The following is a 21,950-nucleotide window of genomic DNA, read 5'->3' on the forward strand; positions in this document are numbered from 1 at the left end:
CGAACCCCTCCACCGTACGGACGGCGGAGGGGTTCGGGCGTTTTCGGATCAGAGGGCGGCGGAGGCGGTGGCGAATTCGCCGGCGGAAGCCAAGGCGGCGTCCTCCTCGACCTCGTGCGGGGTCAGGCGGCGGCCGGTGTGGCCGAGGCCGAAGCCGGCCAGCAGCGCTGCCACCGCGAAGAAGGCCGCACCCGTCAGGAAGGCGATGCGGTAGGCCTCTTCGGCAGGGAGCGCGATCACCGCACCGTTGGGCAGGGCGTGGCCGAGAGTGTCGCTGGTGAGGATGGTGACGACCAGTGCGCTGCCGATCGCGCCGCCGACGGTGCGCATGATCGAGTTGATCGAGTTGGCGATGCCGGTCTCGTGCGGCGCCACATTGGCGACCAGGAGAGCGGGCATGGCGGCGTAGGCGATCGCGATGGCGGCGTTCGCGATGATCAGTGCGACAACGACTTCCGAGCTGGTCGTGTGCAGCAGCGCCAGGGCGGTGAGCGCGAACAGGCCGATGACGCAGGCGAGCAAGAGGACGTAGCGCGCCCCGATCCGCCCGACCAGGCGGCCGGCGATCGGGCCCATCACGACCGAGACCACCGCACCCGGCAGCATGAAGGCCACGCTGGTGCGCAGTACGGAGGCGTCGAAACCGAAGCCCGCCAGCGCCCGCGGCGTCGCCACGAAGTAGGTCGCCCCGAGGAACACGCTGAACATCGCGAAACCGACGCAGAAGCTGGCCAGATTGGTCACCGCGACCGGGCGATGCGCCAGCAACGAGGTCGCCACCAGCGGCGAACGCAGCTTGGACTGCAGCACCAGGAACCCGGCCAGCACGACCACCGCGGCGATGAACAGTCCGATCACCCGGGCGCTGCCCCAACCCCATTCGTGGCCTTGGGAAATCGGCAGCAGCAAGCAGACCAGACCGACACCGAGGACGGCGGCGCCCACATAGTCGACGCGTCCCCTCTGGCCCGCGCGCCGCGGCAGGGTGAAGAACGCCAGCGCCAGCACCACCACCGTCAGCACGACGCACAGCCAGAAGATGCGACGGTAATCCGCGCCGCCCTGCGTCAGCAGACCCGTGGCCACCAGCGCGACACCGCTGCCCACACCCAGCGTGGACGCGGTGACGGCCAGCGCCCCGGTCAGGCGCTCGGCGGGAAGTTCATGGCGCAGCACGCTGATCGCCAGCGGGAACAGTCCGAAACTGGCCCCCTGCAAGGCCCTTCCGACGATGAGCAGATCGATGCTGTGCGCCGAGGCCGCGATCAAGCTGCCGGCCAGCGTCACCGCCAGCGTCGCCAGGATGACCGGCTTGTGTCCGTAGACATCCCCCAATCGCCCGAGCAGCGGCGTCAGCGCCGAGGCGGCCAGCATGGTCGCGGTCGTGACCCATCCGACGGTGGTCGCCGAGACACCGAGCTGCACACCGATCTGCGGCAGCGCGGGCACCGGCAGGGTCTGGGCCATGGCCAGAAGGAACACGGTGCTGGCCATGGTCAGCACGATCGCGGTCGGCGAGGGGGAACGCCGATGCTCGAGCGGGGAGGTCATTCGTGAAACCCTACGACGGAATCGACACAGTGTCGATTATGATAGACGCCACGTCCATTGCAGGAATGGAACTCGAATAGGGTGAACACATGGCGCAGCAGGGCGGACGCAAGGTGAACCAGACCCGAGTCACGACCGAAGGACTGCGCCGCCGCGGCGCCGTGTCGAAGGGTGATCAGCGCGAGGCCGAGATCCTCGACGCGACCCGCCGACTGCTGACCGAGAAGCCGATGGCCAACTTGACCGTCGACGACATCACCACCGCGACAGGCATTTCGCGCACCAGCTTCTACTTCTATTTCCCGTCCAAACACGCGGTTCTCGCGCGCCTGATGGAGGACGTGAGCGACGGCTACGCCAAGACCCACGTCTGGCTGCCGTCCGCCGGCCCGCAGCGCGAACTCCTGCGCACCCAACTCGCGGGGACGGCCGCGATCTGGCACGACAACAGCACGATCCTGGTCTGCTCACTGGAGGGTTACGACAACAACTACCCGCCACTGACCGAATTCATCGCCACCATCCAGAACCGATTCACCAGCGCGCTGGCCGCCAAGATCGAGCGCGACCGCGCGGCCGGCCTCGCACCCGAGGGCATCGACTCGGCAACGCTGGCGACTCTCGTCACCCTGATGCGCGACGGCCGGCTGTCGCAGTTGTCCGCGGCGCCCCCGAACGAGGTGACTCGCGGCCTCGACGACCTGACCGAAGCGATCCTGCGCCTGATCTACGGCCGACTGGACTGACCCGGCCGACGGATGCCCCCGATGGCGTCTATCAGGACCACGGCCCCGCGCCTGTCCGCCGACCTTGCTGATTCACCTGTGCGCCGGGCAGTGTCATGGCCGGAGCCGATCGGCCGTTTCCGAGTCAGCTGACCACGATGACCGATTTGCCGCGCGAGTGGCCGGCGGCCAGGTGCGTGATGGCGGCGGGCGCCTCGGACAGGGCGTAGGTGCGGTCGATGTGCGGGACGACCGCGCCCGCGGTCGCGAGTTCGGCGAGCGTGACCAGGGCTTCGGGCTTGGGCAGGGCAAGCAGGGCGCGCAGACGCTGCCGCGCGAAGGGCGAGAGCAACTCGGCACGCACCGAACGGCCCAGGCCGCCGAAGAAGCGGCCGCCGCCCTCACCACCGCCGAGCACCAGGGTGCCGGTCTCGGTCAGCAGGGAGCGCAACAACGCCAGCGGGCGGTTTCCGGCCATATCGAGGATGAGGTCGTAACGGCCGCTGAGCTTTTCGGTCCGGTAGTCGATGACGTGATCGGCGCCGAGCCCGGTGACGAAGCGCGCGGACGCGCCCGAGCACACACCGGTCACCGCCGCGCCGTAGTGCTTGGCAAGCTGGACCGCCAGGTGACCGACACCGCCGGAGGCGCCGATGATCAGCACGCGCTGACCGGCTTCGATGCGGCCCGCGTCGCGCAAACCGGTGAGCGCGGTCGTGCCCGAGATCGGCAGCGCCGCAGCCTGTTCGAAGCTCAGGTTTGCGGGCTTGTGTTGCAGCTTGGCCGCGGGGGCGGCGGCGAATTCGGCGAACGAACCGGGGACCGTCCCGAAGACCTCGTCTCCGCGCTCGAATGCGGTGACCTGCGGGCCGACCGCTTCGACGATGCCCGCGACGTCCCAGCCGCGCACCCGCTCCCGAGGTTTGCCGGGGCCCAGCGCGAGCCGGGCGACCAGCGGTTCGCCGGTCATCATGTGCCAGACACTGGGGTCCACACCCGCGGCGCGGACCCGGACGAGAACCCCGTCCGGGCCCGGCTGCGGGGTGGGAATATCACTGTAGGACAACACATCAACGGTGCCGTAGACGTCCTGGGTGATGGCTTTCACGACTCTTCCTCTTCCGGATACTCGAAGATCTCGTCCAGTGGTGCACCGAACACCCGGGCGATCTGGAACGCCATCTCCAGCGACGGTGAGTACTTGCCCTGTTCGATGGCGTTGACGGTCTGCCGGGTCACGCCGAGCCGGTCGGCCAGCTCGGCCTGGGTCATCTCGCCATACGAGAACCGCAGGGCGCGAATGTTGTTGGTGACCTTCGTGGGTTTCACCATGGCCACATCCCCCGCCGGTAGGCGACGAGTTTGGCGGTCGCGCCGACGACCGCGGACAGCGTGAACCCGAGGTAGATGACATTGGCGATCCAGAATCTGTCGCCGTTCGCCAGGGCCAGCACCAGCGCCGCCACCGCCCCGAGTACGACGAAGGCCTGGCCGATATGCGCTCCACGCAGATCGATTTCGCGGTCGCGGTCGTCGCGCCGGTCCCGATCCCGGGATCCGATCGCGACGGCGATACCGGCCACGATCGAGGCCGCGACGGAGCCGCCGATCGCCCACAGCATGGGCGAGACATAGGCGACGTCCACCAACGCGGTCTGCCGCGCCCGCGCCAGCACGACGATCAGGTAGATCGCATACGAGACGACGGCCGCGACACCCAGGATCCAGGTTCGCTTCTCCTCGTAGGGCATGGCATCAGTGTAAAGAAAACACGACACTATGTACAGAATTCTTTACATAGCTGCGAAACAGCCTTCGCCGCAACCGATTCCATCGGCTACTGTCGAAACCATGGCCGATCTCGAAGCCCTGGACCGTATCGAATCGCTCGGTCCGGAATTCTTCGCCGACCCGCACGCCCACTACCGTCGCTGGCGCGAGGACGGCCCGGTGCGGCAGGTGCGATTCCCGGACGGGATCGTGCGGTGGGTCGTGCTGGACTACGCGGCGGGGCGGGCCGCGTTGAACGATCCGCGGTTGCACAAGGCGGCGGCGGTCAACGACGAGCTGCTCAGCCGCAAACGCGGTGCGCCGCCGTCGGATCCGAAGCAGCTGGCGGTCCTCACCCACATGCTGAGCACCGATCCGCCCGGGCATACACGGTTGCGGAAGCTGGTGACCCGGGCGTTCACCCCGCGGCGGGTCGCCGAGCTGGCGCCTCGAATCGAGGAGATCACCGACGGGCTGCTGGACGCGCTGGCGAGCCGGGACGAAGTGGATCTGCTGCGCGAGTTCGCGGAACCGCTGCCGATCACGGTGATCTGCGAGTTGCTGGGAGTGCCGCTCGGGGATCGCGACGATTTTCAGGAGTGGACTCGGGCGCTCGTCGCGGTGGCGGGGCTGGAGGAGAATCGGGCCGGCGCCGCGGCGGCCATGGCGGACTATCTGACCGGGCTGGTGCGGGCGAAACGGGAACGCCCCGAATCGGATCTGCTGTCGGCGCTGGTGCTGCCGGCCGACGACGGCGACACCCTGACCGAGACCGAACTGGTCGGGATGGCCACGCTGCTGTTGATCGCGGGCCACGACACCACCGTGAACCTGATCGCGAACGGCACCCTCGCCCTGCTGCGCAATCCGGAACAGTTGCGCGCCTTGCAGACCGATCCGGAGGCGATTCCTGCCGCCATCGAGGAGTTCCTGCGCTTCGACGGACCGGTGAACATGAGCACCGTCCGCCACACGGCCGAACCGGTCACCATCGCCGGAACCGACATCCCCGCAGGCGAATTCGTCTTCGTCGCACTCCCCGCCGCCAACCGCGACCCGGAGCGCTACCAGGAACCCGACGCCCTGGACCCGACCCGCGACACCGGCGGCCATCTGGCCTTCGGCCACGGCATCCACTTCTGCGTCGGCGCTCCCCTGGCCCGGCTGGAAGCGCGAGTCGCCTTCTCGGCCTTGCTCTCCCGATTCCCGGATCTGCGGCTGGCGCGGCCGGCACAGGAGCTGGAATGGCATCCGAGCACCCTCATGCACGGGTTGAAGGAGCTTCCCGTCCAGCTCTAGACGGGTCCATAGGCGGCCGCGCGGATCGGGGATTTCCGCGCGACTCGCCCATCGCCGAAGCGACGAGCATCACAAAACTGGTCGGTCGACCATAGTTAATGAGCGGCGAATGACGAGGCCGGGCGAGAAAACATCGCGGTCCATGCGCGACAGAACAAACCGAGTGGTCACCTTTCGATAAAACTTCACCTTCCGAAACCGTTCGATGCGCTAACGTCACTCAGGCCGTACTGGTGGGACCGCATTTTCGGACGATGTGGAGGTGTCGCAAGAATGGTCGGGACAGCAACGCCGCCGAGGGAAAGCCAGCGCTTCGCTGCATGGTTCGACGCGGTCAAGCAAGCCCCGCCACAATCAATATTATTTGCTATTGGTTTGCTGTCTTTAATACCGGCGCTCCTGACCAGCGGTCCCATTCTGGCGGCCATCGCGATCTGGTACCACAGCAGCCGCAGTCTCGAGGCCAGCGCGACGCTGTTCTTCGCGACGCTGATCCTGATGGCGATGTTCGCTGTCTCGGCGCTGTCTCTCGGCGCGGCCTGGCGCCGCAGCCGCACCACCCCGATGCCGGCCGACGTGCAGGGTTGACCCCGCCGCGAAGAGAACGAGCTGCCTCATGACCGTAGTGATTGTTCCTTCCGCTCCCCGCCCGATCGCGCTGCCGCCCTACCGGCGGATCACGCTCAGCTTCCAAGCCGAGCAGACCCGATTGCGCGACACCGCCTCGCGGCTCGCCCTCCTGTGCCACCGCCGCTGGCTGGGCCGCTCCGACTTCGACATGTTCCCGCCGCTGCACCGCTGGGGCGCGGTCCCCACTCTGCCGTTGCCGCAGGGACTTCCGACGCCGCACAGCCTGATCAGCGCGGCGGCCCAGGGCGCGCGGCTGGCCGCGGCCACCCCGGTCGAATTCCTGGCCGCCGCGATCATGCTGTCCACCGGCTGCCCGGCGGCCGCGACCACCGACCCCCTCGCTCCCACGCCGGGACCGAGCCTGACCGCGCAACCGCTGAGCCTGTCGATCCTGGCCATGGACGAGGACGATGCCGCCCTGGCCGTCGACCTCGCCGTCACGGCCATCGCCGTCTCCGGCGGGCGGGTCTCGCAGCGGCACGAGGACTGGATTCCCCTCGACGAGGAGCTGCCCAAGCACACCGGGACCCACGGCTCGGTCGCCGGTCCGGCACCCGCCGCCTGATATCGCACGACCACCGCGCGCCGCGTCAGAGCCCGAAGACGCGACGCGCGTTGCCGTCCAGATACAGCTCGCGGGTCTCGTCGTCCAGGCCCAGCGCGTCCAGACCGTCGAGAGCGTGCTGGGGCAGGATCATCGGATAGTTGGTGCCGAACAGCACCTTGCGCCGCCCGCTCGCGGACTTCAGATACGAGACGAGTTCGGGCGGCAGCCTTTTCGTGGTGTAGGCCGAGGTGTCGATCACCACGTTCTCGTGTTTGCGGGCCACCGCGATCATCTCCTCGGTCCACGGATAGCCGACATGACCACACACGATGGTCAGCTCCGGGAAATCCAGGGCGACGCGGTCGATATAGGGAATCGGGCGGCCCGGCTCCGAGGGCCGCAGCGGACCGGTGTGCCCGACCTGCGTGCAGAACGGGATCCCGAGGTCCACGCAGGCGGCGTAGAGCGGATAGAAGCGGGCGTCGGTCGGCGGCACCTCCCACAGCCACGGCAGCACGCGGACCGCCGCGAAGGCCTCGTCGCGCACCCGATGCCGCAGCTCACGCACCGATTCCATGGGTTTCCGCAGGTCCACCGAGGCCACGGCGGTCAGGCGGTCCGGGGCCTCGGCCACCCACGCGGCGACCTCGTCATTGGAGATGAGCGTGCCCTCCGGCGCGCACCACGCCGAGATGAGCGCCCGGTCGATGCCGCCCGCGTCCATGGCCGCCAGCGTCGCCTTCAACGGGATCTCGCCGGTGGGAATCGCTCCCCCGGTCCACCGTCGCAGCGAATCGAAGATGTCGCGCGCGAGAAACCGCTCCGTCGGATGCTGAGCCCAAGCGTCGATCGTCACCTTTCCAGTGTGGGGAACAAACGGCCGTCGCGGATCGTTCTCCATGCACCGGGGGCGGAAAAAATCAGCCGACAACGCAGCGTCGTTGTGCCACCATGTGATTCATCGAAGATCAGCCGACCGACACGGTCGTGACCAGCAGGAAGGGGGAGACGGCTTTGAATCCGAGTATCGACGAACAGTACCGGGACTTCGGCCGTCTCCGGGCCCATTCGTAACCGGCCGACCCCCTTCTTCTGTTCGATCCCTTTCACGAAACATGGTGACCCCCATGCTGTTCCGTCATGCCGAAGACCCGGAGATAACCACCGACAATTGGATACACGCCGGAGTGCTGCTGCTCAACGCCTCCTACGAGGCGCTGACCACGATCCGCGCCGAGCGCGCGGTGGTGCTGCTGCTCGGCGGGGCCGCCGAGACCGTCGCCGAACGGCAGCCGCACTTCCCGATCCGCTCGCGGCACGTGGAGGTGGCGCTGCCGGAGACCATCCGGCTCACCCGCTACATCTACCTCGAGCACCGGATCCTGACGCACGACGACGACAGCCGCGCCACCCTCCCGGCGGTGCTGCGCCGCGACCGGTACCGCTGCGGGTACTGCTCCGGCTGGGCTCGCACCGTGGACCACATCCGCCCGCGGTCGAGGGGCGGGCCCAATACCTGGGCCAACCTCATCGCCGCGTGCGGTCCCTGCAATACGTACAAGGCGGACCGGACTCCCGCGGAGGCCGGCATGCGCCTGCTGTGGGAGCCCAAGGCCCCCAATGACAGAGAGCGGGCCCAGCGCCAGATCTGGAAGGAACTGGCGGCTTCCTGACTCGAGGAACGACACACAGCCATCACGCGTGATCGGACATGAAAGGAGCGAGATCCGATGACGAACATTGCACTGCAGGAGCAGACCCTGGCGGATCTGCTCCCCATCTCCGACTCGAAGGACTACTGGGCGCGCGCGGCCTGCAAGGGTGACCCGAACCACGAGGCGTGGTTCCCGTACCCGTCGCAGGACTTCGACTACGCCCGCGGCATCTGCGCGGGCTGCCCGATCCGCCGTGACTGCGGTGACTTCGCGGCCCGCACCGGCCAGTCCGGCGTCTGGGGCGGGCACGAGTACGACCGGGGCAAGATGATCCGCGACTAGCCCAACTCTCGGGACTCTCAGGGCTTCGCCCCCGAACCCCCGGGGACTGCGGGGGCTCTGCCCCTGAACCCCCGATGTGGGAGTTGGTAGCACGGGCGGTCACCTCGCCAGAACGGGGTGGCCGCCCGTTCTCGTGCCGGTCGGGATGGGCGTTACCGGCTGGAACAGGTGGGGTGGTGGGCGTCAACATAGGATGGGCGCTCGTGGGTACTCATCGCGCCGCGGGCGGGTCACGAGGTGTCAGCAAAGGACCGGTTATCGCAGTCGTCGCGGTGATTGTCTTAGTGCTGGCGGTCGTCGGCTGGGCCTGGTTGTCGAATCGGTCGAAGGAGAAGGACAGCCGGGCCGCGTCGTCGTGTGTGGAGGGGACCGCCACGCTGGCGGTGACCGTCGATCCGGACATTCTGACGCCGGTGAAGGCCGCCGCGGATCGGTTCAATGCCACCGCGCCGCATGTTCGCGATCACTGCGCGCAGGTGGCGGTGACCGCGCAGCCGTCGGCGGCGATGGTGGCGGCGTTCGTCGCGAACAAGTGGGACCCGGCCTTGGGTCCGCAGCCCGCGCTCTGGATTCCGCAGTCCTCGCGATCGGTCGAGCAGATGCGGGTGCCGGGTTTGATCGCGGGCACACCGGCCCCGGTCGCGGTGAGCCCGGTGGTGCTTGCCGTGCCCGAGGAATTGCGCCAAGCCCTCGATACCTCGAAGGTGCACTGGGCGGATCTGGCCAGGCTGCAGACCGGTTCGCTGGCCGATGCCGGGCTGCCCGCGTGGGGCAAGCTGCGCCTGGCCATGCCCGGAGGTGACACGACGGTCGCCGTCGCGGCCGCGGTCGGGTCGGGCGTCTCCGGTACCGATCCGCTCGACGAGAAGGCGGTCGCCACCGGACAGGTCGTCTCCGCGATCTCCGGTCTGGCCGCGAGCGCGCCCGCCGTGAAGGACGCTTCCGGTGCGCTCGCCGATCTGGCCGGCGCGGCAGACGCCGCCGGGCCGGTGCACGCCGTGCCCGCCACCGAACAACAGATTCGCGCCCACGCGGGACTGACCGCCTACCGTCCCGACAACGCGGGCCCGGTGGCCGATTTCCCCGCCGCACAGCTCACCGGCCCCTGGGTCGACCAGACCCAGAACCTCATCGCGGGCCTGTTCTCCGACTTCCTGCGCGCCCCCGACCAGTCGAAACTGTTCACCGACAACGGTTTCGGCGCGGCCGCCCCCGCGACCACGAAGGCGCCGTCGAAGGCCGTCCTGGACAAGGTGAATCAGATCCTGGCCCACCCGGTGCTGGGCGTGCAGGCGACCGTCCTGCTCGACGTCTCCTCCTCCATGTCCACCACCGAGGGCTTCGGCACCCGGCTCGGCAATGCCGTGGCCGCGCTGTCGTCCACGATGACCGTGATGCCACCGGAGTTCGGGCTCGGCGTGTGGGAGTACTCCAAGAGCCTCGACGGCGCGAACGCGCACAAGGTGCTGACCCCGACCGCGCCGCTGACCGACGCCCAGCGCAACGCCCTCGCCCAGGGCCTGACCACGGTGACCGCGAGCCAGTCCAAGCAGGACCGCACGTACCCCACTCTGGAGGCGGCCTACAAGAGCGTGCTCGCCAACTACGCCGCCGCGCGCACCAATTCGATCCTGCTCATCACCGACGGCCCCGAGGATGACTCCCCCGTCACCGGTGACCAGCTGCTCGCCGATATCGCCGCCGCGACCGATCCGGCGCATCCGGTGCGCATCGACGTGATCGTGGTCGGCGGCGCGGGAACCCAGACCCTGCAAACGCTCACCCAGCGCACCGGCGGCACCTACACGAAGGTCAACACCACCGCGGATCTGCCGTTCGGCACGGCGGTCTCGCAGGCGCTGACGACGCCCTGACCCAGCGGGCGGATCCGGGCCGAGCAACAGCACGGCAACACATGGCCGTAATGTCCGGATCCGCCAGCTAATTCGTGGCATATTCGGCGGATGGCACACAGTACGGGTCCCGAACCCACATTGAAGCAGGGCCTGGCCGCCGGAACGACCATCGGTGCCGGCATTCTGCTGCTCGTAATCGGCGTGCTCTCGGTCCTGCAGGGCATTTCCGCGGTGGCGTCGGACGATCTGCTGGTCGTCGGCTACGACTACATCTACAAGCTGAACACCACCGGCTGGGGCTGGATCCACATCGGTGTCGGCATCGTCCAGATCATCGTGTCGATCGGCCTGTTGAAGGGCTCCACCTGGGGCCGCACCGCCGCCCTCGTGCTGGCGGCGCTGTCCATCGTGGAGAACTTCCTCTGGATCCCCTACTACCCGGCCTGGTCGCTCCTCATCATCGCCCTCGACGTCGTGGTGATCTGGGCGATCTCCACCTACAAGCCGGTCCACGCCTGACCCGTTTCACCTTGCGCCACAACGACGAGCGCCCCATCGGTTCGGTAAACCGATGGGGCGCTTGCCTGTTCAGCTGGGGCGGATCACTCCGCGTCGGCGTAGGAGTCCATCGGCGGGCAGGAGCAGACCAGGTTGCGGTCGCCGTAGGCGCCGTCGATGCGACGGACGGACGGCCAGACCTTGGCGCGGGTGTGCTTGACGCCCATCGGGTAGACGGCGGTCTCGCGGGTGTAGGGGTGGTTCCAGTCGCCGACCAGGCATTCGGCGGTGTGGGGGGCGCCGCGCAGCGGGTTGTCCTCGACGGGCCAGACGCCGGCTTCGACCTGGTCGATCTCGCCCTTGATGGCGATCATGGCCTCGATGAAAGCGTCGAGTTCTTCGAGGTTCTCGCTCTCGGTGGGCTCCACCATGAGGGTGCCGGCGACGGGGAAGCTCATGGTGGGGGCGTGGAAGCCGTAGTCGGCCAGGCGCTTGGCGACGTCGTCGACGGTGACGCCGGTGCGCTTGGTGATCTCGCGCAGGTCGAGGATGCACTCGTGGGCGACCATGCCGTTGTCGCCGGTGTAGAGGACCGGGAAGTGCGGGTCCAGCTTGCGCGCAATGTAATTGGCCGACGCGATGGCGGTGAGGGTGGCGCGGCGCAGGCCGTCGGCGCCCATCATGCGGATGTAGGCCCAGGTGATCGGGAGGATCGACGCCGAACCGTACATGGCCGCCGACACCGCGTGCGAGCCCTTCACCAGCGGGTCGCCGGGCAGGTACTGGGCCAGGTGCTCGCGCACCGCGACCGGGCCGACGCCGGGACCGCCGCCGCCGTGCGGGATGCAGAAGGTCTTGTGCAGGTTCAGGTGGCTGACGTCGCCGCCGAACTTGCCCGGACGGGCCAGGCCGACCAGGGCGTTGAGGTTCGCGCCGTCGACGTACACCTGGCCGCCCGCCTCGTGCACCAGGCCGCACAGCTCGGCCACCTCGTGCTCGTACACGCCGTGCGTGGACGGGTAGGTGATCATGATGCAGGCCAGCCGCTCGGCGTGGTCGGCGATCTTGGCGCGCAGGTCGTCGAGGTCGATATCACCGTTGGGGCTGGTCTTGACGATCTCCACCCGCATGCCGACCATGGCCGCGGAGGCGGCGTTGGTGCCGTGCGCGCTGGACGGGATCAGGCACGTATCCCGGTGGGAGTCACCACGATCCAGGTGGTAGCGGCGGATCGCGAGCAGGCCAGCGTACTCGCCCTGGCTACCGGCGTTGGGCTGCAAGGAAACCCGGTCGTAGCCGGTGACCGCGCACAGCCAGCCCTCGAGGTCCTCGATCAGCTTGATCAGGCCGGGCGCGTCCTCGACCGGCGCGTACGGGTGGACCCGGTTGAAGCCGGGCCAGGTGATGGCCTCCATCTCGGCGGCCGCGTTGAGCTTCATGGTGCAGGAGCCGAGCGGAATCATGCTGCGGTCCAACGCGATGTCCTTGTCCGAGAGCGCGCGCAGGTAGCGAAGCATGGCGGTCTCGGTGCGGTACTTGGTGAACGCGGGCGCGGTCAGGTATTCGGAGGTGCGGACCTCGATGTGCGGGCGCTGCTTGCCGTGGAACAGCGCGCCCTCGGGACCGACCGGAACCTCCGCGCCGAAGCAGTCGAGCACCGCGACCACGTGGGTGTCGGTGGTGACCTCGTCGCAGGCGACGGCCACGTGGTCGGCGTCGACGAGACGCAGGTTGATGCCCTCGCCCTTCGCCTTGGCCACGATGGATTCCGCGCCGCCGGGCACGTTCACCAGGACGGTGTCGAAGTAGGTCTGGTGCACCACCGCGTCGCCGAGACCGGCGGCCAGCCACTGCGCGTGCCCGTGCACGCGGCGCGCGATCGACCGCAGCCCGTCGGCGCCGTGGTAGGAGGCGTACATGCCGGCCAGGATGGCCAGCAGCACCTGCGCGGTGCAGATGTTGGAGGTCGCCTTCTCGCGGCGGATGTGCTGCTCACGGGTCTGCAGCGCGAGCCGGTAGGCCAGGTTGCCGTCGGCGTCGACGGAGACGCCCACCAGACGGCCGGGCAGCTGCCGCGCGTGCGCGGTGTGCACGGCGAGGTAGCCCGCGTGCGGTCCGCCGAAGCCCAGCGGCACGCCGAAGCGCTGCGTGGTGCCGAAGCAGGCGTCCGCGCCCTGCTCGCCGGGCGGGGTGACGAGGGTCAGCGCGAGCAGGTCCGCGCCCACCGCGACCAGCGCGCCGCGCTCGTGGGCGGCGTCGATGACCGGGGCCCAGTCCACGATCCGGCCGGACGCGCCCGGCTGCTGCACGATGACGCCGAAGAAGTCGCCCTCGGGCAGCCCGCCCTCGGCCAGGTCGGCCTCCACGATCTCGATGCCCAGCGGCTCGGCGCGGGTGTAGAGCAGGGTGCGGGTCTGCGGGAACAGGTCGGTGTCGATGAGCAGCCGCTCGGACTTGGACTTGCGGTTGGCCCGCTGCAGCAGGGTCATGGCCTCGGCGGCGGCGGTGGCCTCGTCGAGCATGGACGCGTTGGCGACCTCCATGCCGGTGAGGTCGCCGACCATGGTCTGGAAGTTGAGCAGCGCCTCGAGGCGGCCCTGGCTGATCTCGGGCTGGTAGGGCGTGTAGGCGGTGTACCAGGCCGGGTTCTCGACGAGGTTGCGCAGCAGCACCGGTGGGGTGAGGGTGTCGTAGTACCCGAGCCCGATCATGGAGGTGGCGACGGTGTTCGAATTGGCCAGTGCCGCAAGCTCGGCCAGCGCGTCGTGTTCGGAGACGGCGTCGGGCAGCACGGTGAGGCCATTGCCCTCGGGGGCGTCCAGGATGCTGGCGGGCACGGCCCTGGTGGCGAGTTCGTCCAGCGACTCGACGCCCACGGTCTCGAGGATGCGGCCGGTTTCGCCGCTGTCGGGGCCGATGTGGCGGTCGGCGAAGGATCGAGTCCAGATCACGGCTGCTCCAAGGGGTGGGCGGGGGTCGACCATGGGGTCGACGTGTCGTCTGCCCTCCCCCTCTGTCCTCGATGCCTGAGAGATTCGGACCCCGGCCTGGCGACCGGTGACCTTTCACCATGGGCGGACGGCACGCGGCCATCACTTTCCAGAGGCGTCGAAACTCCGCACGGTCCCTTGTGCCTGAGAGATTGACGGGGAGGTGCTGCTCCTTCGGCGTCCGAGACTATCCCCGGAACTCTCCCGCACGGCTGCGACGCACTGTCAGTCTAAGCGGCCGCAGGTTACAAGAATGTTGCCGACCGGACTAACCGGTCTTGCTCATCCGCGCCTTGCGCCGGAACGAGAGCTCGTCCTCGGGGCGATCCGTGGCGGACGCGGTCTCCGCGCGCTCGGCCGGGAAGTTGGCGATCGCTCCGGTGAGTTCGCGCATGGCGCCGCTCACGGCGATGCCGAACACACCCTGGCCACCCTGCAGTAAATCGACCACCTCTTCGGCGGAGGAGCATTCGTAGACCGTGGTCCCGTCGCTGAACAGGGTGATTCCGGCGAGATCCTCGACACCGCGGCTGCGCAGGTGGTCCACGGCGATGCGGATGTTCTGTAGCGAGATACCCGCGTCGAGCAGCCGCTTGACGATCTTGAGGACCAGGATGTCCTTGAACGAGTACAGCCGCTGGCTGCCGGATCCGGTGGCGCTTCGGATGGAGGGGACGACCAGTCCGGTGCGGGCCCAGTAGTCGAGCTGCCGGTAAGTGATTCCGGCCACCTGGCACGCGCTGGGCACGCGGTAACCGACGAGTTCGTCGGGCACAGTGTCATCGGGGAACAGCCCTGGCTGCACCACATCGCGAGGTTGCGGTTGATCTCCCACTGACTTACTCCCTTACTGCGCGCCTATCAGGGCTGGGCTCTTGATCGACTCTGGAGCGTTGGCCTAACAATCGAGGCTACTCCCCTGATTGTGGCCGCAAAATCGGCACCGTTAAAGCATGGCCGAGCGCGTGTTTCTCACCCTAAAGCTGAGGTAGAGACTAGGAAATGTCTCATTTCGGATGCTTTGCCCGGTCAAGAGTTGGTCAGCTGTCCGTGGCCTTGAAATCGTCCGGCGATACCGATTCGAGAAACTCCTTGAACTTCTCGACTTCGTCCTCGCGCTCGTCGGGCATGACCAGTCCGGCCTCCTCGAGCACCGGCTCCTCGGCATAGATCGGGCAGCCCACCCGCAACGCGATGGCGACCGAGTCCGAGGGCCGCGCGGAGATGCGCAGATCGTTCTCGAAGACCAGGTCGGCGTAGAAGGTGCCCTCCTGCAGATCTACGATCCGCACCTCTTTGAGGGTGTGACCCAGCTCCTTGATCAGGATCTTGATCAGGTCGTGGGTGAGCGGGCGGATGGGCGTGACGCCCTCCTGCTCCAGCACGATCGCGGTGGCCTCGGCCTGCCCGATCCAGATCGGCAGGTACCGGTCCCCGGACACCTCACGCAGCAGCAGCACGGGCTGATTCTGTGGCTGTTCGACACGGATGCCGATCACACGCATTTCGCTCATCGCACTGCCTCCCAGATCCTCACCAGGCCGCCCAACCCGGCTGTATTACCGAGTCTAGGCGAAGAATTCAGCCGCCGAGGGAAGCGCGCACCGAGGTCTTCACGAGGCAGGTGTGCAGCGTCAGCGACAGTGCGGCCAATTCCCGGACCGTCTCCTCGGCGCGAGCGCGGGCATCGGCGTCGCGACTCTTGGCGATCGGCGCGGCGATCTGGGCCACCATGGCGGCCTCACGGTCCGCGGCCAGCTTGAAGGCGCGCAGATGCCTTGCCTCCAAACCGAATTCGCTCAGCGCCTTGGCGGTGCGAGCGAGCGTGACGGCGTCGCCGTCGAAGTACCCGGCGGCGCCGGGGGTGATCAGGTTGGCCCGGATCAGTTCGGTGAGGAACTTCTCGTCGATGCCGGCCTGATCGAGCAGATCCGCCCGGGTGATCCGGATTTCGTGATCGAACCGGAGTTCCTCGGGCGACACCTCACCGGGCACGGCGTTCAACCGGCGTAGCCGGCCGCTCCCGTTGCCGGACAAGGCATCCGGGGTTTCCGGGATGCCTCGGGATTCGGGCACGATGCCTCCCACGGCGTTCGCCCGGGCCCGCGCTTCCCGGACTCCGAGCGTCGCCGCCCCACTGTCGATCGCTTCGAGCTGTTCCTTGATCACCTTCAACGGCAGGTACTGGTCCCGCTGCGCGGTCAGCACGAAGCGCAGGCGCTCGACATCCGCCACATGGAAGCGGCGGTATCCCGAGGGCGTGCGCTCCGGGCTGATCAGGCCCTCCGATTCCAGGAATCGGATCTTGGAGATGGTGATGTCCGGAAAATCCGGACGCAGGAGATCCAGCACGGAGCCGATCGACATGCCTCCGCGCGTCCACTGCGCTGCGCCAGTCATTCCGCTCGGTCCTATAGCGCCGAGTCGCTCGTCGCCGGTCGCGGACCCGTCAGGAAGACCAGACGGAACTTGCCGATCTGGACCTCGTCGCCGTTCTGCAGCTCCGAGGAGTCCACCGGCTCACGGTTGACGTAGGTGCCGTTGAGGCTGCCCACATCGACGACCTGGAAGGTGTCGTCGTCCTGGCGGAATTCCGCGTGGCGACGGCTGACCGTGACATCGTCCAGGAAGATGTCGCTGTCGGGATGGCGTCCCGCCGAGGTGGTCGGCTGGTCGAGCAGGAAGCGCGAACCGGCGTTCGGACCACGCTTGACCACCAGCAGGGCCGCGCCCGCGGGCAGACCCTCCACCCCCTGCACCGGCTGCTCGCCGGTCTGCTCGGTGCGCGACGTGTCGACCTCGTTCAGGAAGTCGGCACGGAACACCGAAGTGGTCTCTGCTGCCGTTTCCTGGTAACCCGGGTCCTTGTTCTCGCTCACCCTTGCTCTCCTCCTCGAACCGAATAATCCATGCAAGCAATTGATGCCCTCAGCGATGCGGCGCTCCGGCCGCTCCCCGCCTCGGGTGGGTTCCGGAAATTCCGGGGCACCGGCTGCGCGCACTTCTGTTGGCATTGACCGTACCCTGCCAGGGCGTACCCGTGCAGGTAGAACTGTGAAGGCTGCTTCAGCCTCCGATAACTCCTTGATAACCTGCGGCATCGAGGAGCTCGCCGAGCGCCGCGTCGAGGGCTTCGGCCGAGTCCGTCTCGATGTCGAACAGCCAGCCGTCACCGTAGGCGTCGGAGTTGACCGTCTCGGGCTCGGCGTCCAGAAGCTCGTTCACCGCAACGACTTTGCCCGACAGCGGCGCGTAGATGTCGGACACGCTCTTGGTGGATTCGATCTCGGCGATGCTGTCGCCGGACTTGACCTCGGAGTCCACCGCGGGCAGCTGCACGAACACGACGTCACCCAACTGCGACTGCGCGTAATCGGTGATGCCCACCCGCACCCGGGTCGGACCCACCTTGCTCACCCACTCGTGCTCCTCGGAGTAGCGCAAATCCTCGGGTACTGCGGTCACTGGCAGTGTCCTTTCAACGGGCGGTTCCTCTCGGGATCGTCGTCGATCCGTCCGCCGCACACCCTATCGGGAGTGATCATGGTGTGGCACGGGCGGTATCGCTCGGGCCACGGCGAGGGCTTTGCCGAGGTACAGGATTCCGGTCCAGACGTAGACCGCCGTGCCCCAGATCAAGAATGCCCCACCGAAGGCACGGCCGAAACCCGCGGCGGCCCAGTCCATCTGCCCGGCCAGCAGCCAGGGCAGCGCCGACATGAGCGCGAAGGTGGCGGCCTTGCCCAGGTAGATGACCTCGGGCGGGGGCAGGTCGCGGCGCTTGTAGATGCCCAGGGTGAGGGTCAGGATGCCGTCGCGGGCGACCAGGATCAGCACCACCCACCAGGGCAGGATGCCGCGAATCAGGAAGCCGCCCAGCGTCGCCAGCAGGTAGAGCCGGTCAACCAGGGGATCCAGGATCGCGCCCAATTTGGACGACTGATCCAACAGCCGGGCCAGCTTGCCGTCGAGGAAGTCGGTGAAACCACTGGCGACCAGCAGCGCGAAGGCCCAGCCGTCGGCCTTCTCGACCAGCAGCAGCCACAGGAACACCGGTACGCCGATCAGCCGCACCAAGCTGAGCACATTGGGCACGGTCAGGATGCGGTCGCTGTACACCGGTTCGGCGTTCCGCTCGGTTGTCACAGTCCCCGTCCTACCCCAATCGGCGCGCCATCACCATCCGGGCACGCCGCCGCGCCGGACGCGAACCTACTCCGTGAGAGAGTTGTGTGCAATCCTTCTCACATCTGGTTGGGACCGCGAGAGGAAAGACCATGCCCGACTTCGACTATGACGTCGTCGTGATCGGCTCCGGCTTCGGGGGCAGCGTCAGCGCGCTGCGCCTGAGCGAGAAGGGCTACCGGGTGGCCGTACTGGAATCCGGCCGCCGCTGGAACGCCGAGGACATCCCCAAGACGAACTGGAATGTGCGCAAGGCGATCTGGGCCCCGCGGCTGGGCCTGACCGGCACCCAGCGGATCAGCGTGCTGGGCAAGTGCGCGGTGTTCTCGGCGGCGGGCGTGGGCGGCGGGTCGCTGATCTACGGCAATACCCTCTACGAGCCGCTCCCGGCCTTCTACACCGACCGCCAGTGGGCCCACATCACCGACTGGCGCTCCGAGCTCGCGCCCTACTACGACCAGGCCCAGCGCATGCTCGGCGTGACCGAGAACCCGCGCATGACCCCGGCCGACGACGTGATCCGTTCGGTGGCAGCCGATCTGGGCGTGAGCGACACCTTCCACCCCACCCGGGTCGGCGTGTTCTTCAACGAGGCCGCCCCCGGCGAGGAGGTCGAGGACCCCTACTTCGGCGGCGCGGGCCCGCGGCGCAGGGGCTGCATCCACTGCGCGCGCTGCTTCACCGGCTGCCCGCACAACGCCAAGAACACCACCCCCAAGAACTACCTGTACCTGGCCGAGCAGACCGGCGCCCACGTGTTCGAACTCACCACGGCCACCAAGGTGCGGCCCATGACCGGCGGCGGCTACGCCATCGAGACACAGCGCTCGGACCGCTGGGTCCGCAAGGGCCGCAAGGTGTTCACCGCCGAGCAGGTGGTGTTCGCGGCGGCCGCGCTGGGCACCCAGAAGCTGCTGCACAAGATGCGGGACGAGGGCGTGCTGCCGAACCTGTCGCCGCGGCTGGGCGAGCTGACCCGCTCCAACTCCGAGGCGATTCTCAATGTGGTGAGCAAGTCCCGCGACGATTTCGCCGAGGGCATCGCCATCACCTCCTCCATCCACCCCGAACCCGACACCCACGTGGAGGTCTGTCACTACGGCAAGGGACAGAACGGCCTGTTCCCGCTGTCGGTGCCGATCGTCGACGGCGGCGCGTTCCGGTTCCTGCGCTTCCTGCTGGCCATGCTGCTGCATCCGGTGGTGTTCGCGCGCAGCCTCAACGCGCGGCGGGCCTCGGAGCGCTCGGTCATCCTGCTGGTGATGCAGTCGCTGGACAATTCGCTGACCTCGTTCCGGCGCTGGGGGCAGCTGAAGACGAAACAGGGTATGGGCAAGCCGAATCCGACCTGGATCCCCTTGGCCCACGAGGTCGGCCGCCGCTTCGGCGAGCACGTCGACGGCGATGTGCAGATGCTGGCGATGGACGTGTTCAACATTCCCGCCACCGCGCACTACATCGGCGGCTGCGTCATCGGTGAGGGGCCGGAAAGCGGTGTGGTGGACCCGTATCAGCGTGTGTTCGGTCATCCGGGCCTGCACGTGGCCGACGGTTCGGCGGTCACGGCGAACCTGGGCGTGAACCCGTCGCTGACCATCACCGCGCAGGCCGAGCGCGCAATGGCGTTCTGGCCCAACCGAAACGACGTCGATCCGCGACCGCCGCTGGGCGCGGCGTACCGTCGGATCAGCCCGGTCGCACCGAAGTCGGCGGCGGTGCCGGAGTTCGCTCCGGGCGCGTTGCGGCTGCCGATTTTCCCGGCGGACCACCGGAACTGAGCGCGGCGGCGCGCCCGGCGGTAGTTTGGGGCGTTGTGCCCGTACCATTCGCGGTACCGATCCGACGAGGAAGGTGAGAGCCGATGCTCGTCCGTGTGCAGAACGCCGCCGGCACGCACGCCGAGAGGGTGCTGATCGACTGGCTGCGAACCTGGAAGGGCAGCACCGACCCCCAGGGTGTCGCGACCGTCAATTGCACTCTGTTCCACGGAGATAAGCTGCATCCCTTCGACGCGGTGGTGTGGACGCCGACCAGCTGCGTGGTGATCGAGGCCGAGGCGCTGGGCGAGCGTCTCGACGGCGAGCTGCAGGTGCCGGTCAACGGCCCGTGGCGGGTCGGAGACCGGATCGTCACCTTCGAGGGCGGCGACAAGCGCAGCCCCCTGGACAAGTCCCGCGATCACACCTTCGCATTGCAGACCTGGCTGGCCGAGCGGGGACTCGGGCAGCGGGTCATCCACGGCATCGTGCTCGTGGTGCCGCCGCCGGGGTCGAATCTGAAGGTCACCCAATTGTGGAACGACCCGAGCTTCCAGGTGCTGCTGGGCGACGAGCGGCGGCTGCGCGACCACTTCACGGGTCTGCTGTCGCGGGGGCGCCCGCAGTGGTCGGCCAATGACGTGGCGTGGGCGTTCCGCGGCCTGGGGATCCTGCCGTATCTGCCCGCTCCGCAGGATCTGCTGAACGAGGGCTTCCTGGGCCCGGTCGATCCGACCCTGTGGCACGGCGGCCCCCAGCAGGCGCAGGCCGAGGCGTACGCCCTGGAGCAGGCCCGCTTGGAGCAGGAGCACGCCTCGGCGGGCCGCGGTTTCGTCATGCCCTCGCCGTGGTTCAGCCCGTGGAAGCTCTATCCGCGCCGCAGCGACCGGATCGAGGTGGGGCGCGGGGCCATGCGGGTGATGCTCACCCTGGGCTTCGTCATCGCGGCGCTGTGGGTGGTCTGGTTCATTCTGGCGGGGGCGGCGTCGCTGTTCTAGCCGCCCGCCCCGCGGTGGTTGCCGCGAGGTAGCGGCACGGCAGGTAGAGGGCCGTCACGAGCGCCACGGCGGCCGCGGTGCCGCCGACCACATCGGTCGGATGGTGGTATCCGAGACCGACCATGCCGATCATGACGGCGGGCAGCACCACCGCCATGACGACCACCGTGCCCCGGCGCACCCGCGCGGATTCGGTCACGAGCGCGAACGCGGTCACCACGGCGACCAACTGCACGGTGTGCCCGCTCGGGTAGGCCAGATAGTGCTCGAGCTTGCGTTCCCAGAACGGTTTGAGCGCATAGGTATTGACCGCCACCACCAGTTCCGGGGCGATCAGCGCGAAGCCAGCCTGCCACCACAGCCGCTGGTAGGCCAGCCACGCGGCGGACACGGCCAGCAGGGTCAGCACGACGGGACTGTTACTGGGGAACACCAGCACTCGGTACACCCAGGTGTGGGCGTCGAGCGCCGAGTGGATGCCGTTCTCGAGGGTCAGGTCCGCGCTCGTGGAGCCGCCGCCGGACGGAAAGGTCAGCGGCACAAGCAGGGTGACGATCACCCCCGCCAGGATCACGGCGGACAGGGTGGCCGGGTGGGGCCGGGCCGCCGGGAGCTCGGGGACGGGGGTGGTCGGTCTGCTCACGTCTGCACGATAGCGTCCGCGCTCATTCCCGCAGCGCGGCCCGTTCCAGCAGCGGCCGCGACAGGGGCGGGGCCCACCAGTTCGCGGTGCCCATGACCCGCATGAACGCCAGGACCAGCACCATGCGCACCAGGGTGGCGTCCATCAGCACGGCCAGCGCCAGCCCCAGGCCCAGCATTGCTGACGCCGTCGTGGGTGCCGGTGAATTCGTCGGCGAGGTCGCGGGCCGCGCCGGGCGAGACGTTCTCGTCGCCGCGCACATTGGCCACGATCAGCCCGATCCGGCCGTCGGTGCTCAGCAGCGCCGTGGACAGCGTCGGCTCGGTCCACGGCGAGACCGCCTTGGAGATGCGCGAGTCGCCCTTGAGCCGTTGTGCGATGTCCTTGCCGCGGGCGGCGGTCGCGGGATCGGGTGCGCCGCCGGGTGATTCGACGGTGAGCACTACGACAGCATGTAGTAGAGGCGAGCGTGGGCAACCTCTCAACGAGGCGGCGCCGGGGAAA

General features: G+C 68.2%; 23 protein-coding genes, 1 pseudogene and 1 riboswitch. Of the genes and pseudogenes, 10 read left to right on the forward strand and 14 right to left on the reverse strand.

The annotated features are described in order from the left end of the window. Nucleotides 1–48: 48 nt before the first annotated feature. Entirely contained in the window at nt 49–1,551 is a 1,503-nt protein-coding gene (locus ACWEOI_RS14740; protein ID WP_452359901.1) for an MFS transporter, read from the reverse strand. 89 nt (nt 1,552–1,640) lie between these two features. Between ACWEOI_RS14740 and ACWEOI_RS14745 the strand changes: the two genes are divergently transcribed. After that, nucleotides 1,641–2,297 (forward strand): TetR family transcriptional regulator, encoded by a 657-nt coding sequence (locus ACWEOI_RS14745; RefSeq protein WP_433666198.1) that lies wholly within the window; start codon nt 1,641–1,643, stop codon nt 2,295–2,297. A gap of 124 nt (nt 2,298–2,421) precedes the next feature. On the opposite strand, the gene ACWEOI_RS14750 is transcribed toward ACWEOI_RS14745, so the two are convergent. From ACWEOI_RS14750 to ACWEOI_RS14760, 3 genes are read right to left on the reverse strand one after another with little or no spacing between them, the layout of a single operon-like run. Then, on the reverse strand, nt 2,422–3,384 hold the full coding sequence (locus ACWEOI_RS14750) for an NAD(P)-dependent alcohol dehydrogenase (RefSeq protein WP_452359902.1): 963 nt from the start codon (nt 3,382–3,384) through the stop codon (nt 2,422–2,424). After that, nucleotides 3,381–3,608 carry a helix-turn-helix transcriptional regulator gene (locus ACWEOI_RS14755; protein WP_452359903.1) on the reverse strand — a complete coding sequence of 76 codons (228 nt, stop codon included), beginning with the start codon at nt 3,606–3,608 and terminating at the stop codon, nt 3,381–3,383. The genes ACWEOI_RS14750 and ACWEOI_RS14755 overlap by 4 nt, the downstream gene beginning before the upstream one ends. Further along, nucleotides 3,602–4,027, reverse strand: a complete 426-nt coding sequence (locus ACWEOI_RS14760) for a hypothetical protein (protein WP_452359904.1) — start codon at nt 4,025–4,027, stop codon at nt 3,602–3,604. The genes ACWEOI_RS14755 and ACWEOI_RS14760 overlap by 7 nt, the downstream gene beginning before the upstream one ends. A gap of 100 nt (nt 4,028–4,127) precedes the next feature. Here ACWEOI_RS14760 and ACWEOI_RS14765 point away from each other — a divergent pair, with 100 nt between their 5' ends. From ACWEOI_RS14765 to ACWEOI_RS14775, 3 genes are all read left to right on the forward strand, one after another. Continuing rightward, on the forward strand, nt 4,128–5,345 hold the full coding sequence (locus ACWEOI_RS14765) for a cytochrome P450 (RefSeq protein ID WP_433666202.1): 1,218 nt from the start codon (nt 4,128–4,130) through the stop codon (nt 5,343–5,345). Between the two features lie 273 nt (nt 5,346–5,618). Next, nucleotides 5,619–5,933, forward strand: a complete 315-nt coding sequence (locus tag ACWEOI_RS14770; protein ID WP_433666203.1) for a hypothetical protein — start codon at nt 5,619–5,621, stop codon at nt 5,931–5,933. 28 nt (nt 5,934–5,961) lie between these two features. Beyond that, nucleotides 5,962–6,540, forward strand: a complete 579-nt coding sequence (locus ACWEOI_RS14775) for a hypothetical protein (RefSeq protein WP_452359905.1) — start codon at nt 5,962–5,964, stop codon at nt 6,538–6,540. A gap of 25 nt (nt 6,541–6,565) precedes the next feature. Here ACWEOI_RS14775 and ACWEOI_RS14780 read toward each other — a convergent pair whose 3' ends face one another. Continuing rightward, complete coding sequence (locus ACWEOI_RS14780) at nt 6,566–7,378, reverse strand: amidohydrolase family protein (RefSeq protein ID WP_452359906.1); 813 nt, start codon at nt 7,376–7,378, stop codon at nt 6,566–6,568. Between the two features lie 271 nt (nt 7,379–7,649). Between ACWEOI_RS14780 and ACWEOI_RS14785 the strand changes: the two genes are divergently transcribed. The 4 genes from ACWEOI_RS14785 (at nt 7,650) to ACWEOI_RS14800 (ending at nt 10,894) form a co-directional block, all read left to right on the forward strand. Next, nucleotides 7,650–8,195: an HNH endonuclease gene (locus ACWEOI_RS14785; RefSeq protein ID WP_357085029.1), complete on the forward strand. Its 546-nt coding sequence runs from the start codon at nt 7,650–7,652 to the stop codon at nt 8,193–8,195. 57 nt (nt 8,196–8,252) lie between these two features. Next, the gene (locus tag ACWEOI_RS14790; protein WP_379280559.1) at nt 8,253–8,519 is read left to right on the forward strand and encodes a WhiB family transcriptional regulator; all 267 of its coding nucleotides are present in this window, start codon (nt 8,253–8,255) and stop codon (nt 8,517–8,519) included. A 272-nt stretch (nt 8,520–8,791) separates the two neighbouring features. Next, nucleotides 8,792–10,393, forward strand: coding sequence for a VWA domain-containing protein (locus ACWEOI_RS14795; RefSeq protein WP_452359907.1), 1,602 nt, complete (start codon nt 8,792–8,794; stop codon nt 10,391–10,393). Between the two features lie 90 nt (nt 10,394–10,483). Next, on the forward strand, nt 10,484–10,894 hold the full coding sequence (locus tag ACWEOI_RS14800) for a DUF7144 family membrane protein (RefSeq protein ID WP_433666208.1): 411 nt from the start codon (nt 10,484–10,486) through the stop codon (nt 10,892–10,894). Between the two features lie 83 nt (nt 10,895–10,977). Here ACWEOI_RS14800 and gcvP read toward each other — a convergent pair whose 3' ends face one another. The 7 genes from gcvP to ACWEOI_RS14835 form a co-directional block, all read right to left on the reverse strand. Beyond that, on the reverse strand, nt 10,978–13,824 hold the full coding sequence (gene gcvP / locus ACWEOI_RS14805) for an aminomethyl-transferring glycine dehydrogenase (RefSeq protein WP_452359908.1): 2,847 nt from the start codon (nt 13,822–13,824) through the stop codon (nt 10,978–10,980). 160 nt (nt 13,825–13,984) lie between these two features. Next, nucleotides 13,985–14,080, reverse strand: a riboswitch (glycine riboswitch). A gap of 51 nt (nt 14,081–14,131) precedes the next feature. Beyond that, a complete protein-coding gene (locus ACWEOI_RS14810) occupies nt 14,132–14,698 on the reverse strand; it encodes a MerR family transcriptional regulator (RefSeq protein WP_357200843.1) in 567 nt (188 codons plus the stop codon). Between the two features lie 205 nt (nt 14,699–14,903). Further along, entirely contained in the window at nt 14,904–15,377 is a 474-nt protein-coding gene (locus ACWEOI_RS14815) for a bifunctional nuclease family protein (protein WP_040807814.1), read from the reverse strand. Nucleotides 15,378–15,444: 67 nt separating this feature from the next. Next, on the reverse strand, nt 15,445–16,230 hold the full coding sequence (gene ftsR, locus ACWEOI_RS14820) for a transcriptional regulator FtsR (RefSeq protein ID WP_433666210.1): 786 nt from the start codon (nt 16,228–16,230) through the stop codon (nt 15,445–15,447). Between the two features lie 44 nt (nt 16,231–16,274). Continuing rightward, on the reverse strand, nt 16,275–16,742 hold the full coding sequence (gene garA / locus ACWEOI_RS14825; protein ID WP_213555026.1) for a glycogen accumulation regulator GarA: 468 nt from the start codon (nt 16,740–16,742) through the stop codon (nt 16,275–16,277). Nucleotides 16,743–16,929: 187 nt separating this feature from the next. Beyond that, nucleotides 16,930–17,328: a glycine cleavage system protein GcvH gene (gcvH, locus tag ACWEOI_RS14830; protein WP_379272402.1), complete on the reverse strand. Its 399-nt coding sequence runs from the start codon at nt 17,326–17,328 to the stop codon at nt 16,930–16,932. Between the two features lie 63 nt (nt 17,329–17,391). Further along, on the reverse strand, nt 17,392–18,009 hold the full coding sequence (locus tag ACWEOI_RS14835; protein WP_357085007.1) for a CDP-alcohol phosphatidyltransferase family protein: 618 nt from the start codon (nt 18,007–18,009) through the stop codon (nt 17,392–17,394). 131 nt (nt 18,010–18,140) lie between these two features. Here ACWEOI_RS14835 and ACWEOI_RS14840 point away from each other — a divergent pair, with 131 nt between their 5' ends. Then, nucleotides 18,141–19,826: a GMC oxidoreductase gene (locus ACWEOI_RS14840; RefSeq protein WP_452359909.1), complete on the forward strand. Its 1,686-nt coding sequence runs from the start codon at nt 18,141–18,143 to the stop codon at nt 19,824–19,826. A gap of 83 nt (nt 19,827–19,909) precedes the next feature. Beyond that, nucleotides 19,910–20,803 (forward strand): nuclease-related domain-containing protein, encoded by an 894-nt coding sequence (locus ACWEOI_RS14845; RefSeq protein WP_452359910.1) that lies wholly within the window; start codon nt 19,910–19,912, stop codon nt 20,801–20,803. On the opposite strand, the gene ACWEOI_RS14850 is transcribed toward ACWEOI_RS14845, so the two are convergent. After that, on the reverse strand, nt 20,772–21,446 hold the full coding sequence (locus ACWEOI_RS14850; RefSeq protein ID WP_452359911.1) for a phosphatase PAP2 family protein: 675 nt from the start codon (nt 21,444–21,446) through the stop codon (nt 20,772–20,774). The genes ACWEOI_RS14845 and ACWEOI_RS14850 overlap by 32 nt on opposite strands. A gap of 22 nt (nt 21,447–21,468) precedes the next feature. Beyond that, nucleotides 21,469–21,624 (reverse strand): annotated as a pseudogene (locus tag ACWEOI_RS14855) (hypothetical protein); the annotation flags it as partial. Between the last annotated feature and the right edge of the window lie 326 nt (nt 21,625–21,950).

This window comes from Nocardia sp. NPDC004340, assembly GCF_053602575.1.

Bases quoted from the DNA above. Each gene is read 5' to 3' on its own strand.
- ACWEOI_RS14740 (WP_452359901.1), bottom strand. From the start codon at position 1,551: ATGACCTCCCCGCTCGAGCATCGGCGTTCCCCCTCGCCGACCGCGATC.
- ACWEOI_RS14745 (WP_433666198.1), top strand. From the start codon at position 1,641: ATGGCGCAGCAGGGCGGACGCAAGGTGAACCAGACCCGAGTCACGACC.
- ACWEOI_RS14755 (WP_452359903.1), bottom strand. From the start codon at position 3,608: ATGGTGAAACCCACGAAGGTCACCAACAACATTCGCGCCCTGCGGTTC.
- ACWEOI_RS14760 (WP_452359904.1), bottom strand. From the start codon at position 4,027: ATGCCCTACGAGGAGAAGCGAACCTGGATCCTGGGTGTCGCGGCCGTC.
- ACWEOI_RS14765 (WP_433666202.1), top strand. From the start codon at position 4,128: ATGGCCGATCTCGAAGCCCTGGACCGTATCGAATCGCTCGGTCCGGAA.
- ACWEOI_RS14770 (WP_433666203.1), top strand. From the start codon at position 5,619: ATGGTCGGGACAGCAACGCCGCCGAGGGAAAGCCAGCGCTTCGCTGCA.
- ACWEOI_RS14775 (WP_452359905.1), top strand. From the start codon at position 5,962: ATGACCGTAGTGATTGTTCCTTCCGCTCCCCGCCCGATCGCGCTGCCG.
- ACWEOI_RS14785 (WP_357085029.1), top strand. From the start codon at position 7,650: ATGCTGTTCCGTCATGCCGAAGACCCGGAGATAACCACCGACAATTGG.
- ACWEOI_RS14790 (WP_379280559.1), top strand. From the start codon at position 8,253: ATGACGAACATTGCACTGCAGGAGCAGACCCTGGCGGATCTGCTCCCC.
- ACWEOI_RS14800 (WP_433666208.1), top strand. From the start codon at position 10,484: ATGGCACACAGTACGGGTCCCGAACCCACATTGAAGCAGGGCCTGGCC.
- ACWEOI_RS14815 (WP_040807814.1), bottom strand. From the start codon at position 15,377: ATGAGCGAAATGCGTGTGATCGGCATCCGTGTCGAACAGCCACAGAAT.
- ftsR (WP_433666210.1), bottom strand. From the start codon at position 16,230: ATGTCGATCGGCTCCGTGCTGGATCTCCTGCGTCCGGATTTTCCGGAC.
- ACWEOI_RS14840 (WP_452359909.1), top strand. From the start codon at position 18,141: ATGCCCGACTTCGACTATGACGTCGTCGTGATCGGCTCCGGCTTCGGG.
- ACWEOI_RS14845 (WP_452359910.1), top strand. From the start codon at position 19,910: ATGCTCGTCCGTGTGCAGAACGCCGCCGGCACGCACGCCGAGAGGGTG.